This is a genomic window from Aeromonas sp. s13 (genome assembly GCF_040907905.1).
In the GTDB taxonomy this organism is placed as follows: domain Bacteria; phylum Pseudomonadota; class Gammaproteobacteria; order Enterobacterales; family Aeromonadaceae; genus Aeromonas; species Aeromonas veronii.
Window position 1 is genome coordinate 23,489 of the sequence record NZ_JBFOCS010000017.1, and the last position, 16,333, is coordinate 39,821.

15 protein-coding genes are annotated in these 16,333 nt (G+C 59.9%); 7 read left to right on the forward strand and 8 right to left on the reverse strand.

The features are described 5' to 3' along the window. Window positions 1-16: 16 nt before the first annotated feature. The 7 genes from AB5Y82_RS01995 to AB5Y82_RS02025 all read right to left on the reverse strand — a co-directional run bounded on the left by AB5Y82_RS01995 (window position 17) and on the right by AB5Y82_RS02025 (window position 6,982). Entirely contained in the window at window positions 17-1,258 is a 1,242-nt protein-coding gene (locus AB5Y82_RS01995) for a mechanosensitive ion channel family protein (RefSeq protein WP_076492576.1), read from the reverse strand. Window positions 1,259-1,401: 143 nt separating this feature from the next. Beyond that, window positions 1,402-2,601: an acetate kinase gene (locus AB5Y82_RS02000; RefSeq protein ID WP_005354534.1), complete on the reverse strand. Its 1,200-nt coding sequence runs from the start codon at window positions 2,599-2,601 to the stop codon at window positions 1,402-1,404. 221 nt (window positions 2,602-2,822) lie between these two features. Beyond that, window positions 2,823-3,293: a YhcH/YjgK/YiaL family protein gene (locus AB5Y82_RS02005; RefSeq protein ID WP_111901396.1), complete on the reverse strand. Its 471-nt coding sequence runs from the start codon at window positions 3,291-3,293 to the stop codon at window positions 2,823-2,825. Window positions 3,294-3,607: 314 nt separating this feature from the next. Next, entirely contained in the window at window positions 3,608-4,714 is a 1,107-nt protein-coding gene (locus tag AB5Y82_RS02010; RefSeq protein WP_005362790.1) for a 1-acyl-sn-glycerol-3-phosphate acyltransferase, read from the reverse strand. Window positions 4,715-4,844: 130 nt separating this feature from the next. Next, entirely contained in the window at window positions 4,845-5,543 is a 699-nt protein-coding gene (locus AB5Y82_RS02015) for an aspartate/glutamate racemase family protein (protein ID WP_368173588.1), read from the reverse strand. 126 nt (window positions 5,544-5,669) lie between these two features. After that, window positions 5,670-6,260, reverse strand: a complete 591-nt coding sequence (locus AB5Y82_RS02020; protein ID WP_040068358.1) for a LysE family translocator — start codon at window positions 6,258-6,260, stop codon at window positions 5,670-5,672. 125 nt (window positions 6,261-6,385) lie between these two features. Beyond that, window positions 6,386-6,982 carry a LysE family translocator gene (locus AB5Y82_RS02025; protein WP_005335536.1) on the reverse strand — a complete coding sequence of 199 codons (597 nt, stop codon included), beginning with the start codon at window positions 6,980-6,982 and terminating at the stop codon, window positions 6,386-6,388. Window positions 6,983-7,098: 116 nt separating this feature from the next. Between AB5Y82_RS02025 and AB5Y82_RS02030 the strand changes: the two genes are divergently transcribed. From AB5Y82_RS02030 to AB5Y82_RS02040, 3 genes are all read left to right on the forward strand, one after another. Then, the gene (locus AB5Y82_RS02030) at window positions 7,099-8,475 is read left to right on the forward strand and encodes a PLP-dependent aminotransferase family protein (protein WP_204382626.1); all 1,377 of its coding nucleotides are present in this window, start codon (window positions 7,099-7,101) and stop codon (window positions 8,473-8,475) included. A gap of 54 nt (window positions 8,476-8,529) precedes the next feature. Continuing rightward, a complete protein-coding gene (locus AB5Y82_RS02035) occupies window positions 8,530-8,997 on the forward strand; it encodes a hypothetical protein (RefSeq protein WP_368173589.1) in 468 nt (155 codons plus the stop codon). A gap of 168 nt (window positions 8,998-9,165) precedes the next feature. Then, window positions 9,166-10,827, forward strand: a complete 1,662-nt coding sequence (locus AB5Y82_RS02040) for a hypothetical protein (RefSeq protein ID WP_368173590.1) — start codon at window positions 9,166-9,168, stop codon at window positions 10,825-10,827. A gap of 116 nt (window positions 10,828-10,943) precedes the next feature. On the opposite strand, the gene AB5Y82_RS02045 is transcribed toward AB5Y82_RS02040, so the two are convergent. Next, window positions 10,944-11,357, reverse strand: coding sequence for a CBS domain-containing protein (locus AB5Y82_RS02045; RefSeq protein WP_040068349.1), 414 nt, complete (start codon window positions 11,355-11,357; stop codon window positions 10,944-10,946). A gap of 154 nt (window positions 11,358-11,511) precedes the next feature. Between AB5Y82_RS02045 and AB5Y82_RS02050 the strand changes: the two genes are divergently transcribed. The 4 genes from AB5Y82_RS02050 (at window position 11,512) to AB5Y82_RS02065 (ending at window position 16,227) form a co-directional block, all read left to right on the forward strand. Next, a complete protein-coding gene (locus tag AB5Y82_RS02050) occupies window positions 11,512-13,422 on the forward strand; it encodes an ABC transporter ATP-binding protein (protein ID WP_368173591.1) in 1,911 nt (636 codons plus the stop codon). Continuing rightward, window positions 13,415-13,876 (forward strand): DUF2390 domain-containing protein, encoded by a 462-nt coding sequence (locus tag AB5Y82_RS02055; protein ID WP_069528894.1) that lies wholly within the window; start codon window positions 13,415-13,417, stop codon window positions 13,874-13,876. The genes AB5Y82_RS02050 and AB5Y82_RS02055 overlap by 8 nt, the downstream gene beginning before the upstream one ends. Beyond that, window positions 13,870-14,724: a 23S rRNA (adenine(2030)-N(6))-methyltransferase RlmJ gene (locus AB5Y82_RS02060; RefSeq protein ID WP_201954290.1), complete on the forward strand. Its 855-nt coding sequence runs from the start codon at window positions 13,870-13,872 to the stop codon at window positions 14,722-14,724. The genes AB5Y82_RS02055 and AB5Y82_RS02060 overlap by 7 nt, the downstream gene beginning before the upstream one ends. A 711-nt stretch (window positions 14,725-15,435) precedes the next feature. Then, window positions 15,436-16,227 (forward strand): hypothetical protein, encoded by a 792-nt coding sequence (locus AB5Y82_RS02065; protein WP_368173592.1) that lies wholly within the window; start codon window positions 15,436-15,438, stop codon window positions 16,225-16,227. The last annotated feature ends 106 nt before the right edge of the window (window positions 16,228-16,333 follow it).

The following is a 16,333-nucleotide window of genomic DNA, read 5'->3' on the forward strand; positions in this document are numbered from 1 at the left end:
CGCCCCATTTCCCTGTTTATCCCCGTTGCCAGGCACGCATGTCGTAACCTGTGGGAGATTGATGCAACCGCAGATGAAATTGCTCAATGATGGCGAATATATGGTCGAAAATATCGGCCTGGATCCCTTCGTAGTCGGCCCATGCGGTAGTCGCGGTAAAGCAGTAAATTTCCAGCGGCAGACCGTCTGACGTGGGTGCCAGCTGGCGCACCATCAGGGTCATGTCCTTGCGAATGCCGGGGTGGGCGCGCAGGTAGGCATCCAGATAGGCGCGCAGGGTGCCGAGGTTGGTGAGGTGACGACCGTTGATGGGGCAGCTCAGGGCATCGCTCAGCTGCTGATTGTAGGCACTCAGCTCCTGCTCCTTGCGGCTCAGATAGGGTGCCAACAGTTGGGCCTGCTTGAGCTGCAACTGCTCCTCGGCCGTCAGAAAACGCACGCTGGTCATGTCGATATTGACGCTGCGCTTGATGCGGCGGCCCCCCGACTCAGTCATCCCCTGCCAGTTTTTGAAAGAGTCGGAGATCAGGGCATAGGTGGGAATGGTGGTAATGGTCTTGTCCCAGTTTGATACCTTGACCGTAGTAAGGCCGATGTCGGTCACCTCACCATCGGCGCCGTACTTGTCCATCTGCAGCCAGTCACCGACGCTCAGCATCCGGTTGGCGGAGAGCTGGATCCCCGCCACCAGCCCGAGGATGGGGTCCTTGAACACCAGCATCAGCACTGCGGTCATGGCACCCAGACCGCTGAACAGGAACAGCGGCGACTTGCCGAGCAGCAGGGCGATCATCAGGATCCCCACCAGAATGCTGCCTACCAGCTTGGCCCCCTGGAAGATGCCGCGCAGGGGTAAATCCCGACCAAGACGGGTGTAACGGCTCACCGACAAAACGCAGTCGAGCAGGGCGAAGAAGGCCAGCAGCAGGAACAGCAAAATCCAGAGCTGGGCCACCATCTCGATAAGCTTGAGGCTATCCGATTGACGGGGCAGCCAGATCTCCGCCTGACCGAGCAGCACGGCCCCCTGCAGCACGAAGGCGAGCCGGTTGAAGAGGCGCTGTTGCAGCTGGGGCGGCAGCCATACCTGCTTGGCCTTGCCGAGGATCCCCACCAGCCGGACCAGCAGCACCCGGTGCAGCGCCATGTGCAGCAGCAACGAGGTGATGACGATAAAGCCCAGCGCGATCACCAGCGCCATCATGCTGGTCACTTCCACCCCAAGGCCCGACAACCAGTTAAAAAACGCCTCTTTCATTGCTCTCTCCCGAACCGGGCAGCCCGCTGGCTGCAAAAACAGTGGTGGTCAGGGTAGCGCTCCCCTCCCCCATGTCAAATCGGCGTACGCCAGAAATGACAACGCCCGGCACAGGCCGGGCGTTGTTTCAAAGCGAGGTTGACTTAGCAGACCAGGCTCAGGGCATCGCGGGCGATGACCAGCTCTTCGTTGGTCGGGATCACCATGGCGCAACGGCTGTCGGCGGTGGTGATGCGACCTTCGCCACCCAGTACTGCGGCGTTGTTGGCCTCTTTGTCCACCTTGAAGCCGAACAGAGCCAGACGGTTCAGCACCATCTCGCGCACCATGGCGGCGTTCTCACCGATACCGCCGGTGAAGACCACGGCGTCCAGACGACCGTCCATCGCAGCGGCGTAGGCACCGACATACTTGGCCACACGGTAGGTGAAGACATCCAGCGCGCGCTTGGCACCGGCGTCGGTGGCGTAGTTGGTGGTGACGTAGCGGCAGTCGCTGCTCGCTTCGGTCATCCCCAGCAGACCGGACTCACGGGTCAGGGTGTGGTTGATCTGCTCAACGCTGTAACCGAGCTGGTCGTGCATGAAGAAGACCACGGCCGGATCGATATCACCGGAGCGGGTACCCATCGCCAGACCTTCCAGCGGAGTCAGACCCATGGAGGTGTCTACGGATTCGCCGTTCTTGATGGCACAGACAGAGGCACCGTTACCCAGGTGGCAGTTGATGATGTTCAGCTCATTCAACGGCTTGCCCAGCTCTTTCGCGGCTTCTTCCGCGATGTAGCGGTGAGAAGTACCGTGAGCACCGTAACGACGGATGCCGTGTTCGCGGTAGAGCTTGTGCGGCAGCGCATAGAGGTAGGCCTCTTGCGGCAGGGTCTGGTGGAAGGCGGTGTCGAAGACGGCCACGTTCTTCTCGGACAGCTGCGGGAACACTTTCAGCGCGGCGCGAATACCGATGAGGTGCGCCGGGTTGTGCAGCGGGGCGAACGGAATGGCGGCTTCGATACCGGCGATCACGCCGTCATCAATGCGCACGGAGCGGGAGAACTGCTCGCCACCGTGTACGATTCGGTGACCGATGGCCACCAGTTGCTCGGCAAGAGTCGGATCCTGCGGCAGGATGTGACCCACGATATGGTCGAGGGCCTCCTGGTGAGCGGCACCCGCTCCCAGCATGGCTTCGCCCTTGACCCCGTGGAGTTTCCATTTGATACGTGCATCATCCAGATTGAAGCATTCGGCCAGGCCGGACAGCATGTCCTCACCTGTTTCGGCGTCCATTACGGCAAATTTCAGGGAAGAGCTACCGCAGTTAAGGATCAATACCAACTTGCTCATTTTCTACATCTTCCTGTGCTTCGGCTTTATGCCGACAGTGTCGTGTCATCCAAAAGAGGATGGGATTCCCCTGCCGGGGGCTTATGGTCGCAGGAGGGTGCGTCCAATTTTTCAATTCTTGCTCTTGAAAGAGTCATCGCAACTTGTGGTGCATATCACTGGTTTCAATGCTTGCGAGCCTCAACGCATCAGCTGCGCAGGGCTCGCCTCAATGGGAATGCTCAGGCGATAGCCAGCAGATCCTTGTGTACCTTGACCACCAGCTTCTTCACCCTGGCGGGCTGGTTGAAGGTACAGAGCGGGCGGTGCAGTTCGCCCGGCCAGAAGATGGCAAAATCACCCGGTTGCAGCGCCAGATAGCTGGTCTGCTCGTCATCGACAAACCAGAGGTCAGGATGGGGATGGTCGGCGCCGTCGCTCACGTAGTCGTGGGGGCCCACACCTATCCACTCTTCACCGCGCAGCAGCAACTGGATATCAAGATACTGCTGATGGAATTCGCCACGGCGATCCGCGGCTGGCTCGGTCAGATCTTCGCTCACCAGACAGAACAGATTGAGGCCATCGATCTCGGTCTTGCCGAGCGGAGCGTCACCCCAGTGCGCCACGCTCTTCACCACCTCGGCCATGATGCGGGCCAGCGGGGCGGGCAGCGGCGTCCGCTGCAGGGTGTTCAGGCTACCGGTGATCATGGCGTCTGTTTCCTGTTAGGTATATCTGGGCGGCATCTTTGCCAGCCAATGAAAAAGGACCTGTGACAGGTCCTTCAATAATGCCGTCTGCAATCCGTGCAAACCGGTTTAGAGCTTTTGCTCATGTTCAGCTATATGGGCACTGTTACACACTCGTCAGCACCTTGCCAAGAGACATAATCCCATTTTCATAGTGATCGTACCAGCTGAAACCATATTATTCACCACCCTTTCCCCCTCGACTTTGACCAGACGCAAAAACGGGCGCATCAGCGCCCGTTTTTTTCGCAAAACCGTTTAGCTACCGGTTTCATTCAAGCCTTTTTGGCGTTTTCCACCGGTTTGGCGTACATGGCACGCCAGATCGCCTTGTGCTCTTCCGGCACCTCTGACTGACGAGTCAGGAAGGCCGCCTGTTCGATGGTATTGGCCTTGCCGGAGACATCGGCCGCCAGATAGTTGCTGGGGAAGAGGTGGTAACTGCTCCAGATCGCCTTGTCGATCAGCGCGGCCAGTTCGTCCGGATCGCTGAAGCCCTCGGTGATCGGCGCGCCGAAGGAGACGTGTACCCGCCCCTTCATGCCGACGATACCGGCGACGATACTCTCGATATCCTCGAACTCGCCCTTCTCATAGCTGCCGTTGACCGACTTCTCGTAGAGCTCGCGCGCCTTCGCCTTGTCGGTCGGATCCAGCTCGTAGCTGATGCTGACCGGCACGATATTGAGGCTGCGCATGTAGTCGACGAAGTCGATCTTCTGCTTCTTGCCGTCGACGTAGAACATCTTGAGGATGGCCGGATCTGTCTTGTCATCGCCGTTCTTGGCGCGCCCCTCTTTCTGAGCAATCCAGATGGAGTGCCCCTCGTGAACCGAATTGCCGATATAGGCAGACAGCTCGCCGAGCGCCTTCATCATCTCCCGCGGCCCCTTGGCGGAGCGTTTGACGATAAAGCTCTTGTTGAGCTTCATCAGCTCGGTGGCACAGGGTTTGCGCAGCAGGTTGTCACCGATGGCGATGCGCACGGTATCGAAACCGTGGGTGTGCAGCCCCCAGTTGACGAACGCCGGATCCATGGCGATGTCTCTGTGGTTGGAGACAAACAGATAGCCCTGCTCTTTCTTCAGATGCTCGATCCCGGAGAAGGTCACCCCCTTGGTGGAGGTGGCGATCATGCGGGACATGTACCGGGTGACCCCCATCTGGACCTGATGCACAGTGGTCACTTTTGACCATTTGCGGCGCAGGAACAGGCGGATCATCGGGCGGATGGCCCAACCCAGCCAGCTCATCAGGGAACCGAAACGATACTTGGCGATGGCGCCGATAAATTCATCATCCTGGATCAGCCGTTCGATGGCTGCCGGCACTTCTTCATCGCGGTAGGGGCGAATATCCGCGAATCTATCTACTTCAGTCACAATGTCAGCCTTGCATGCTAGGAAACCGCAGCCAACCCGCGTTGGCCGGGGAAAATTCAGGGCGCAATTTTACACGCTTTTATGGCAAGGGGTATGAGACAAGCATGAATAGTGAGATCTGACCAGTTTATTAATCAGCTGCCAGTGCCAGCGCGACCGCCGCTTCGGCATGGATGGCAGTGGTGTCGTAGAGCGGCACCGCCGCCCGGGCATCCCCCACCAGCAGGGCAATCTCGGTGCAGCCGAGGATCACCGCCTCGGCACCCGCGGCCGCCAGCGCCTCGATAATGGCCAGATACTCGGCCCGCGACGATGCACGGATCTCCCCCAGACAGAGCTCGTCATAGATGATCCTGTGTACCCGCTCCCGCCCGGCCTCATCGGGTACCAGCACCGCCAACCCGAAGCGCTCCTGCAAGCGCCCCTTGTAAAAATCCTGCTCCATGGTGAAGCGGGTGCCGAGCAGGCCGACCCGGGTTATCCCGTCAGCCCGCAATTTGGCCGCGGTGGCATCGGCGATATGGAGCAGCGGGATATCGATAGCCGCCTCAATCTCGGGCGCCACCTTGTGCATGGTGTTGGTGCCGATCAGCAAGAAATCGGCGCCGCCATCCTGCAACTTGCGCGCCTCCGCCGCCAGCAGGCGGGCGGTAGCGGGCCAGTCACCGGCATGCTGCAACCGCTCGATACCGGCAAAGTCGACGCTATTGAGCAGCACCCGCGCCGAGTGCAAACCGCCGAGCTGTGCGCGCACCCCGCGGTTGAGCGCCTGATAGTAACTGACGGTGGACTCCCAGCTCATGCCACCTAACAGACCGATACATTTCATAGGAACTCCTTTCATCCCAAGGGAGGGCAGAACCACGCTACCTTGCAGGCAAGGTCACGCGGGCGAGATAAAAAAGGCCCCGCAGGGCCAACAAGACAGCCGGTAAAGGCCCGGGCCAACCCCGGGCTAAATCCAGATCATCCCGACACAGGCGGCCGTCGCCAGCCCCATGCCGAGGTTGAAACGCCGCCAGCCCCGGGCAGTGCGAATGATTTGCCGCACCTGGGCACCAAAAAGCACCCAGAACGCCCCGGTGTAGAGGCCGGTAATAAAGAAGATCACCAACACCCAGAGCGCAGAGGGCCAGTAAGCCTCCCCCGCCAGAGTGAAACCGCTGATGGCGGAGAGCGCCATCATCCATGCCTTGGGATTGAGCAGTTGCAGCATGGCCCCCTGATGAGCGGGAATGAGCGGCCGGTTGCCCTCGGCCGGGCCGCTGGCAGTCGCCACCTTCCACGCCAGCCAGAGCAGATAGGCCGAACCGATAATCTTGAGGCCGTCGTGCAGCAGCGGCACCTTCTCGAACACCACGCCAAGCCCCAGCGCGGTAGCGAGGATCATCAGATTGATCCCCCCTACCACCCCCACCAGCAGGGGAATCGTGCGGCGAAAACCCTGCGCCGCCCCGGCGCTGGTGAGCAACATATTGTTGGGCCCTGGCGTGCCGCAGGTAACCAGAGCAAACCCCGCCAGGGGCAGTAACCAGTTCAGATCCATCTCAACCTCTTGTCGATGCAACGCCCCCGTTATGGGGAAAGCCTTCTAATATGCAGAGCCAACCCCGTGGCGACAAGTCAGAAATGCCTCTTTCTCGGCCACCTCCCCTATCAGCGCAACACGACTCAATACCAGAGCATCACCACGCAGAGCGCCGTCAGCAGACCGAGGGAGCCGTTGAGTCGCCGCCAGCCCCGATCCGAGCTGATCCAGTTGCTCAGCTGATGGCCGAACAGTACCCAGACAAAGCAGACCGGCAGGGCCACCAGCACAAACATGACCATCACCGCCAGCTGACTCGACCAGTAACTGGCGCCGGGCAGGCTGAACAGACTGATGGCGGAGATCCCCATCATCCACGCCTTGGGATTGAGGAACTGAAAGCCCAGCCCCTCCAGCATGGTTAGCGGACGGGCGCGCCGGGCCGGATCCCCCGGCGCACCAGCCACCGCGATACGCCACGCCAGCCAGAGCAGATAGAGGCTGCCGAAGATCTGCAAACCGAGGCGTAATAAAGGCCAGCGCTCGAACAGCGGATAGAGCCCCAGCGCCAGCACCAGTTGCAACACCGGCTGCCCCAGCCCCACCCCAAGCAGATGTGGCAGGGTGCGACGCACCCCGAAGTTGGCACCGGAAGCCGTCAGCATCAGGTTGTTGGGCCCCGGCGTACCGCAGGTGAGTACGGCAAAACCGAACAGGGTGACATACCACTCCATCGTCATATTGTGACTCCTTGCCTGCCACATTGTATCGATACAATGTGTACTATCTGGTTGTTATCAGGTTGAAATTCACGCTATATTGACAAAAAATTTTGATCAATGGATTTATTGTCACCATGACAATCTGGACGCCCGACCTTGCGGCCTTCGATGGCCCCCTCTACCTCAAGCTGGTCAAAGCGATCGAACAGGGGATCGTGAATGGCGAGCTGCCACCGCAGACCCGGTTGCCTACCCACAGATCCCTGGCGGATCGTCTGGGTGTCACCGTCGGCACCGTCACCCGCGCCTACAGCGAGGCGGAGCGGCGCGGCCTGCTGGCCGCCCGGGTGGGCCACGGCACCTGGGTCAAGGGAGCGAACACAGATCCCGCCAATGAGTGGGTTATCCGCCAGGAGGAGGGGCACCGCATCGAGCTGTGGCAGAACCTGCCGGTACAGCTGGATCGAGCGGCCATCATTCGCCCTATGTTGGAGGAAGTGGCGGACGGGGATCTCAACGCCCTGCTCGGCTACGACAAGGAGGCGGGACGGCCGGATCAGCGCCAGCAGTTTGTCGACTGGCTGGCTGAACAAGGGGTGGCCTGCAGTGAGGATCGCCTGATGTTCAGCCACGGCGCCCAGCACGGCATCATGCTGGCGCTGCTGGCTACCAATTGCGTGGGGGAGACCATCCTGTGCGAGGGGCTGAGCTACCCCGGTATGCTGGGCAATGCCCGCCAGCTGAAGAATCAGGTGGTAGGACTCGCGATGGATGAGGAGGGGCTGCTGCCCGAGGCGCTGGACGCCGCCTGCCGCACCCGCCGGGCCAAGCTGCTCTACCTCACCCCGACCCTGCAAAACCCCACCACCGCCATCATGAGTCTGGCGCGGCGGGAGGCCATCGTCGCCATCGCCCGTCGCCACGATCTGCTGATCATCGAGGATGACGTCAACGGTCTGCTGCCCCAGCAACCTGTGATCCCTCTGGTCAATCTGGCGCCGGAGCGGGTCATCTATCTGGGCAGTCTGGCCAAGATCGCTTGCGGCGGCCTGCGGGTGGGCTTCGTGCTGACGCCCCCTGCCCTGCGCAGCGCCTTCGCCCAGACCATGCGGCTGTCGAGCTGGATGGTGAGCCCGCTGCTGATCGAGCTCGCCTGCAAAATGGTCAGTCAGCGCCAGATCATGCCGCTGGTCGAGCAGCAGCGGGAGATCCTCAAGCGCCGTGGCGAACTGCTGCGCCACCTGCTGCCTGCCGCCCGCTGGCAGCCGGGCAGCATGCACGCCTGGCTGCCGCTGCCGGAGCCCTGGCGCAGCCAGCAGTTTGCTGCCGCCGCCGACGCCCTTGACGTTGGCGTGGCAAGCGGGGAACACTTCGCCGCCGGTCAGTTTGCCGCTCCGCAGGGGGTGCGCCTGAGCCTGAGCCAGCCCGCCACCGACGCCCGGGTCGGCGAAGGACTGGCCCGTCTGGCCCAACTGCTGCAGGGGACGCCCCCCAGCAATCCCCTGCTATAGTCAGGGCCAGCCGACCTGACCTTCACGCTTCATCGTCATAGCCAAGGAGATGCCGTGCCCCCCATCAGAGCCGCCCTGCTGCTTGCCACCCTGTTGCTGGGTGGCTGCGCCTCGTCAACGACCCACCAGCAGCTGGGGGCCGCGCTCAATGGACTGGAAGGGGAGTTGCAACGACTGGAAGAGGAGCTGGCGGCGATGAACGGCCTGCACTATCAAAAGGCGATCGATGCGCCGCTCAGTTTGCGCCGCGCACTCGGGGCACCGCAGCCCACCCCAGAGGGGCTGGTGCCGGTGGCCAGCAAGCTGGAGGATGGGCCAATCCTGCGCTATCAATATCGTCTGCCTGCAGGGATGGCGAGTCTGCCCCAGGACAACCTCTGCCAGCGCTACGAGTTCGAGCTGCGCCATCTGGGCCGCCTCGGCAAACTGGAATTAAGCTGGCTGGGGGAACAGGGTAAGGGGTCGCGGATGATCCGCCAGAGCGACTGCCCCTTCGGGACGCAGGTCCGCCCTCGGCAATAACAGGTTGCCGCCCTGATAGATGGCATAACCGATTGAAATAACAGCCCATAGTGCGCCCTCCAGCACACTGCTGGCTACTGTCAGCTTTTCACTCAGCGAGTGCTGTGCCTATGTTCCTCTTGGGTCTACCATAATCAACCTAATGGTTTGCTCACAGGAAGTACCTGCATGACGATACTGCTGCTCGAAGAGGATCCCCTGCTCCGTAGCGCCATCACCCGGGAACTGACCGAACAGGGGGTGCCCGCCGACCGGATCCACTACCACAGCCATCCAAACCACGAGCGCAGCGGCCTGCTGGCCCTGATGCAACAGCACGCCTTCGACGCCATCATCTGTCAGCAGGACAAGCAGCAGGATCTTGACGGAGCCCGGCTGCTGCACGAAGCGCACTATCTCGGCCTGCTGCAACCCGGTTGCGTATTGCTGCTGCTCGATGCCGATCAGAGCGAGCAGGAGTTTCTCCCCTCGGATCTCTACTTCTCCCTCTATCTGGCTCTCCCCTTCATGACCCAGCAGCTCACCGCAGTGCTCGGCCAGCTGGTGAAGTTAAGCAACCTGACCCGTACGCTGGCCGCCCCCACTCTGCTGCGGGAGTGGCAACTGGCTACCGCCCTCTGTGAAGACCTGCTGTTTCAACGGGAGAATCGCTCGCTGACCCCCTGGCTGGATCGACTCAAGGGCTACCTTCTGCTGCAATCGACCGAGCGGATCACCGCCGCCCAACACTATGCCCTCTGTGCCAACGAGTATCAGGCGAGCTGGCCAAGGGCCGGGCTCTTCTACGCCATGCTGGGGCTCGGCAAATTGCAAAGCGCCCGGACCGACTTGCAGCGCCATCAGGCCAACCTCTCTGCCGCCACCCGGCTGGAGCTGCAACTCGCCAGCCAGCTGCATCAGCATCACTGGCTGGCGGCGTGGGAGACCATGGGAGAGCTGCTGCAGATCCGCCCCCATCAGCCGCGCTGGCATCAGCTGGCGATGTTGCTCGGGCTGGTGCTGCAAGATGAGGAGAAGGTGCTGGAGCAGGCCAACAGCCTGACCCTGCGCCACTTCGGCGAACAGCGCGTCCGGCTCGCCATCGACAGCTTCATGCTCAATGCCAGTCTGGCTGTACTGTGGCACGCCCCCTCCAGCAACCGGATCCGCTCCCTGCAACAGGAATGGGAGCACCTCAAACGCACCGTCCACCTGCAACCCCACGAATATGAGCTGCTGCAGGCGTTGATGCTGGGGCTGGATTACCGATTTGACGAGGCGCTGATCCTGATTGCCCACCACCAGCCGGATGAGGGGAGCGACAACCACCTCACCCTGCTGCTCGGCTTTGCGGTCAGCCAGTTCTGCGGTTTGCCCCACCACGCCCAGCGCTACCTGACCCAACTGACCCAATACCGCGTCAGGGTGGCGCCCCACCCGCTCACCCGCCAGCTGTTCCACCATCTGGTGGCCGAGCTGGGCCAGCGCCTGACGGCGAGAGAACAACGGCTGAGCGAACTGCGCCAGCTGCGCCACAAGGCGATGCAGGCCAGCCAATATCAGACAGCCCTGCAAGCGGGCTTGCAGCTGCTGGAGGAGTTCCCCGCCCTGCCGGGCGATGCCTGGCAACTGCTGGAGCTGCTGCAACACTGCTGGCCAGCGGGTATGGCCGCCCCCAGGGTGGCACTGCTGGTCGATACCCTGGAGCGGCGCCTCAAGCACAGCCCCGCGTTTCTCGATCAACATGCCCAGCAGTACCAGCGCACCCTGCAGGAGATCCGCACCCATCTTCAGCCGCACCTCTCCGGTAGCGGCCCCTCCTGTCTTGTCGCGGGGCAGCCCGAGCCGTGAGGATGCTGGCGGCGTGCAAACCGGCCTTGTCGGCAAAGCCAACATGCAAAGAGGGGAGCCTTGGCTCCCCTCTTTGCATGTTGGTTCTCTGTCAGCTGATGGCGATGAGCGTTGGCTCAAACCAGCGCGTCACTCTCCAGCGCCGCCTTGAGAAAATCTTTCCAGCTGATGATGCCGACCAGGGCGCCATTCTCCAGCACCGGCAGGCAGGAGACCCCCTTCTCCAGCATCAGCTTGACGCCGTCGCGCACGGTGAGATGGGGAGCGATGGTGACGAGCTGACGACTCATGATCTGGTGGGCCCGCTTGTTGAGGGTTTCGGTATCGCGGCTCATCTCGGCTTCGGAGTCGAGATAGGGGCTGATGGCGCGGAACAGATCCCGATCCGAGATGACCCCCACCAGCTCCTCCTCTTCCAGCACCAGCAGGTGGCGAAAGTGTGCCTGCTCGAAGATATCCCTGATGACTCGGAGTCGATCATCCATTGAAACGGTGGCGACCCGGGTCGTCATAATATCCCTGATATGCATGCTAACCTCCCGTAACCAAACTGGTTTCTCTGTTATGGCATGTTTTTGCAGCGCCAGCCAGTGGCCAGCCCTTAGCTACAGTGCAAATCAGCGTCATTTCACGTAAGATCCGCGCCAGTTTTTCTCCTCCATTTTGAGCAAGCAGATCCCACCCATGATAGTTGCCAGTCAAATCGAACTGATCCGCGGCGGCCGCAAGCTGCTGGACAACGCCTCCGCCACCATTCACCCCGGCCACAAAGTGGGTCTGGTGGGCAAAAACGGCTGTGGCAAGTCCACCTTTTTTGCACTGGTACGGGGCGAGCTGGCCATCGACAGCGGCACCTTCAGCCTGCCCGCTGGCTGGCAGATTGCAGGCGTCGCGCAGGAGACCCCGGCGCTCGACTGCTCCGCGCTCGAGTATGTGATCGACGGCGACAAGGAGTTCCGCTCGCTGGAAGCCCAGCTGGTGCAAGCCGAGCAGGATGACAATGGTCTGCTGGTGGCCGAGCTGCACGGTCGCCTCGATACCATCGGCGCCTACAGCATTCGCGCCCGCGCCGCCGAGCTGCTGCACGGCCTCGGTTTCAGCGATGAGCAGTTGAGCTCGCAGGTGCGCAGCTTCTCCGGTGGCTGGCGCATGCGCCTCAACCTCGCCCAGGCGCTGCTCTGCCGCTCCGATCTGCTGCTGCTCGATGAACCGACCAACCACCTGGATCTCGATGCGGTGATCTGGCTGGAGAAGTGGCTCAAGGGCTATCAGGGCACGCTGGTGCTCATCTCTCACGACCGCGATTTCCTCGATTCGGTCATCAGCCGCATCATCCATATCGAGAATGGCAAGCTCAACGAATACACCGGCGGCTACTCCGACTTCGAACTGCAGCGCGCCGAACAGCTGGCCCAGCAGCAGTCGATGTACGAGAAGCAGCAGCGGGAGATGTCCCACATGCAGGCGTATGTGGATCGCTTCCGCTACAAGGCCTCCAAGGCCCGCCAGGCCCAGAGCCGCCTGAAAGCCATGGAGCGGATGGAGAAGATCCTGCCCGCCCACGCCGACTCCGAGTTCAGCTTCGAGTTTCGCGAGCCGTCGGCCCTGCCGACCCCGCTCATTGCCATGGAGAACCTCTCTGCCGGTTACGGCGACAAGGTGATCCTGGAGAAGATCAAACTCAATCTGGTACCGGGTTCGCGCATCGGTCTGCTCGGTCGCAACGGCGCCGGTAAATCCACCTTTATCAAGATGCTGTCGGGCTCCAACCCGCCGCTGTCGGGCAAACTCGAAGTGAGCGCCGGGGTGAGCATCGGCTACTTCGCCCAGCATCAGCTGGAGACCCTGCGTCTCGATGATTCCCCGCTCGATCATCTGGCCCGCCTCGCGCCGGACAAGACCGAGCAGGAGCTGCGCAACTATCTGGGCAGCTTCGGTTTTCACGGTGACAAGGCGCTCGACAAGGTGGCCCCCTTCTCCGGCGGCGAAAAGGCGCGGCTGGTGCTGGCGCTGATCACCTGGCAAAAGCCGAACCTCCTGCTGCTCGATGAACCGACCAACCACCTGGATCTGGAGATGCGCCACGCCCTCACCATGGCGCTGCAAGGCTTCGAAGGGGCCATGGTAGTGGTCTCCCACGACCGTCACCTGCTGCGCACCACCACTGATGACTTCTATCTGGTGCACGGTGGCCGGGTCGAGCCGTTCGACGGCGATCTGGACGACTACCACAAGTGGCTCGGCGAGCAGGAGAAAGAAGCCAACGCCAAACCGGCCGATGGCCCCGTCTCTGCCAACTCGGCGGTGGCGCGCAAGGATCAGAAGCGGCGCGAGGCGGAGTTTCGCCAGCAAACCCGTCCCCTGCGCCAGAAGCTGGAAAAGCTCGAAGCGAGCATGGAGAAGCTGCAAGGCAAGCTTGGCGACATCGAAAGCCAGCTGGCCGATCCGGCCATCTACGAGGAGAGCGCTAAGACCAAGCTCTCCGAGCTGCTCAAATCCCAGGGCCCCCTCAAGGAGCAGCTGGAAGAGGTGGAGCTGGAGTGGATGAGCCTCTCCGAAGAGCTGGAAACCATGGAGCAAGCCTTCTTTGCGTGACGAACAGCTGATGGCCAGCGAGCGAATCGCGGTCCACGAATTGCCGACGCCGATCGGCTTCTGGCACTGGAGCGGCAAGGTCTATGGTGAGCGCAGCCAGGATTGGCTCACCGTGCAGGAGCAGGGGGGCAACGTCAATCTGGCGCTGCTGCTGCACCGGCTCGATCAACTCGGCATCGTGGTCGATCTGACCGACCTGCAACCGGCGCTGGTGCAGACCGAGGCGGTGCTGACCCCGTGGCGGGCCCTGCGCCAGAGCGCCAAGACGCGACTCGACGAGCAGCAGTATCAGTCGATGCTGGCCCACGAGCTGGAGCTGGAGCGGCTGCAACAGGGCGTCCTGTTGCAGACCCTGCGCAGCCTCTCCCTGTTTCGCGGCAACAGCCGCAATTTGTTGAACTATCTATCGTTACTGGGTGCCCAGCAGGGCCCCCTCAGAGATCTAATATGCTGAGCTACCGCCACGCCTTTCACGCCGGCAACCATGCCGACGTGCTGAAACACGCCGTTCAGGCCCTGATCATCGAGTCCCTCAAGAAGAAGGAGAAACCCTTCATCGTGCTGGACACCCATGCCGGTGGCGGTCTCTACGACCTGCGCGGCGACTGGTCCCAGAAGAAGGCCGAGTATGCCGATGGCATCGGCCGCCTGTGGGACGAGCGGGCCCAGTGGTCTGCCATGGCCCCCTATCTCAGCGTCATCGAAGAGATGAACCAGAACGGCGAGCTGCACTACTACCCCGGCTCGCCGGAGCTCTCCCGTCGCCTCACCCGCGAGCAGGACAAGCTGGCGCTGATGGAGCTGCACAACAACGAGGTCGAAGACCTGCGCGCCAACATGGGTTATGACCCTCGCGTCGCCGTACACCACCGTGACGGCTTCGAGGGGCTGATCGCCCTGCTGCCGCCCACCCCGCGCCGCGGGCTGGTGCTGATCGACCCGCCCTATGAGCTCAAGGAAGATTACTTCGCCGTGGTCGATACCCTGAAAAAGGCGCAAAAACGCTGGGCGACCGGCATTTACGCCCTCTGGTATCCGATCCTCGGGCAGGAGGCGGACAAATCCCGCGATATGCTACGCGCCATCAAGCGCGAAAACTTCGGCAACGTCCTGGTGGCCGAGCTGGAAGTGGCCGGTCAGACTGCCGACTGGGGCATGAACGGTTCAGGCATGCTGATCATCAGCCCACCCTGGATGCTGGACGAGCAGATCGAAGCCTTCCTCAAACCGCTGTGTGCCAAGCTGGCGCAGGGCGCCGGCGCCCAGTACAAGGTCGAGTGGCTCAACAAGGTCGAAGAGTAGGCCCGCACCAGCTCGCTCTGGCGCCCGGCCAACGCACCAGCAAGTCGCTCACCCAAGCCGTTCACAGTGGCGGCATGGCCAGCAAAGAGAAGCCCCGTTCAGGGGCTTCTTGTTTTTTACCTGCCAGCGCTTTTACCCACTAACTGTTTTCCTCACCAATGGCAGCACCCGCTCCATCTGCACACCAGATCAGTCGTTATTGACTAATTAGCCGATCCAGATCAGAAATCGGCCATCTGGTCCTTTCCCTCCGCCTGCCCGCCACTAATATACCCGATTGGCAACAAAGCCTCGTAGGAGTCACCCCATGAGCCATGCCAACCCCATCCCGTTGGTGAAACGCAGCAGACTGGAGGCCGAAATTCAGGGGCGGTAGCCATGCCAGATGGAATGGATAAGCGAGAGTTGCCTACGACTACCCAGTCAACATGGTGACAACCTTATGCTGATTTCTGACCCGCTCACGCAGGCGTGCTTTGGCGGCGCTTGCCAAGAGTGCGCTGAGTACTGATTTTTCATACAGTAGTAACGATGGCGCAAAAAAGGAAGTCAAGCGAATACGCTCAGCACGAGAACAAGTTTGTAACATTATGATTTAATGATTGTTTTTACTTGGCGGCAGTGAAAATGTTACGGAGTTATATGGAATGCTCTGCTAACGGATTAGTGCCGCCTTCCATCTAATCACTGTTATATTACAGGAGAAAGTTTGTGCAAATAAGGCTCGTAATCCTAGTGTATTTGCTTTTACTAGTTTTGTTTCATCTTGTCGGATTACCAGAGATTGACATTTTGGTAGTCTTAGGTGGCTTTTTATTGAATGTCGCTATCGACCTTATTGTTAAAAATTCTGCGGCGAGAGACGTTAGACCTCACATTGAATTAAAATGTTCTAATGCTAAATGCAATCCTATTCTACTTCTTATTTCTCCTGGGTACTATTTAGCGAGACTGTTCAAAAATAGCATAATTTTTAAAGGTGACAACTCATATAAAAATAAGAAAATACAACGAGCCATCTTCATTGAAAATAGCAATTTGTATAACTGTTATGCTTCGTTAACAATTTTAATCATATTGATGTTGGTCGATCTCTCGGTGTCTAGCGGCAATAACCCGAGCTCGGCATTCTTAGATATCCTTAAAGCTATAGCTATTTTTCGTGTCATTTCACGCTGTTTTGAAATAATTTATGCATTTTCAAAAGATGTCTTAAGTGCCCCAAGTCGTAGCCGGTCTGCTTTGACAAAATATAAGCGTATAAAACTAGCGATTAGTAGTTATTTTGAAAATGTGACAAATTTTGCATGTGTATATTTTTTCTTTGGTAGTTCTGGATTTGTTTCTTCAGTTCTTGATTCTGTAGGGCGAAGTACTATATCAAATGTTGGTATTGACAGATGTACTTCTGACCTCACACAGTTGTTCATATATTCACAAGTAGTCACATCGCTAACATTAGTGGTGTTATCTCTTGCGTTGTACGTTGGTCGTGAGCAGTAATTTAACAAACTGTTCAAGAGGGATTCGCAACGCGTGGCATTTTCACTATGCGTTGGTTTTAGTGTTTAAAGGTGGCATGCGGCAGCTTTGGTATTGCGTTGCTCAC

What these genes read in the sequence shown, in the direction of transcription:
- AB5Y82_RS01995 (WP_076492576.1), bottom strand. Translation starts at nt 1,258, where the DNA reads ATGAAAGAGGCGTTTTTTAACTGGTTGTCGGGCCTTGGGGTGGAAGTG.
- AB5Y82_RS02000 (WP_005354534.1), bottom strand. Translation starts at nt 2,601, where the DNA reads ATGAGCAAGTTGGTATTGATCCTTAACTGCGGTAGCTCTTCCCTGAAA.
- AB5Y82_RS02005 (WP_111901396.1), bottom strand. Translation starts at nt 3,293, where the DNA reads ATGATCACCGGTAGCCTGAACACCCTGCAGCGGACGCCGCTGCCCGCC.
- AB5Y82_RS02015 (WP_368173588.1), bottom strand. Translation starts at nt 5,543, where the DNA reads ATGAAATGTATCGGTCTGTTAGGTGGCATGAGCTGGGAGTCCACCGTC.
- AB5Y82_RS02020 (WP_040068358.1), bottom strand. Translation starts at nt 6,260, where the DNA reads ATGGATCTGAACTGGTTACTGCCCCTGGCGGGGTTTGCTCTGGTTACC.
- AB5Y82_RS02025 (WP_005335536.1), bottom strand. Translation starts at nt 6,982, where the DNA reads ATGACGATGGAGTGGTATGTCACCCTGTTCGGTTTTGCCGTACTCACC.
- AB5Y82_RS02030 (WP_204382626.1), top strand. Translation starts at nt 7,099, where the DNA reads ATGACAATCTGGACGCCCGACCTTGCGGCCTTCGATGGCCCCCTCTAC.
- AB5Y82_RS02040 (WP_368173590.1), top strand. Translation starts at nt 9,166, where the DNA reads ATGACGATACTGCTGCTCGAAGAGGATCCCCTGCTCCGTAGCGCCATC.
- AB5Y82_RS02045 (WP_040068349.1), bottom strand. Translation starts at nt 11,357, where the DNA reads ATGCATATCAGGGATATTATGACGACCCGGGTCGCCACCGTTTCAATG.
- AB5Y82_RS02050 (WP_368173591.1), top strand. Translation starts at nt 11,512, where the DNA reads ATGATAGTTGCCAGTCAAATCGAACTGATCCGCGGCGGCCGCAAGCTG.
- AB5Y82_RS02060 (WP_201954290.1), top strand. Translation starts at nt 13,870, where the DNA reads ATGCTGAGCTACCGCCACGCCTTTCACGCCGGCAACCATGCCGACGTG.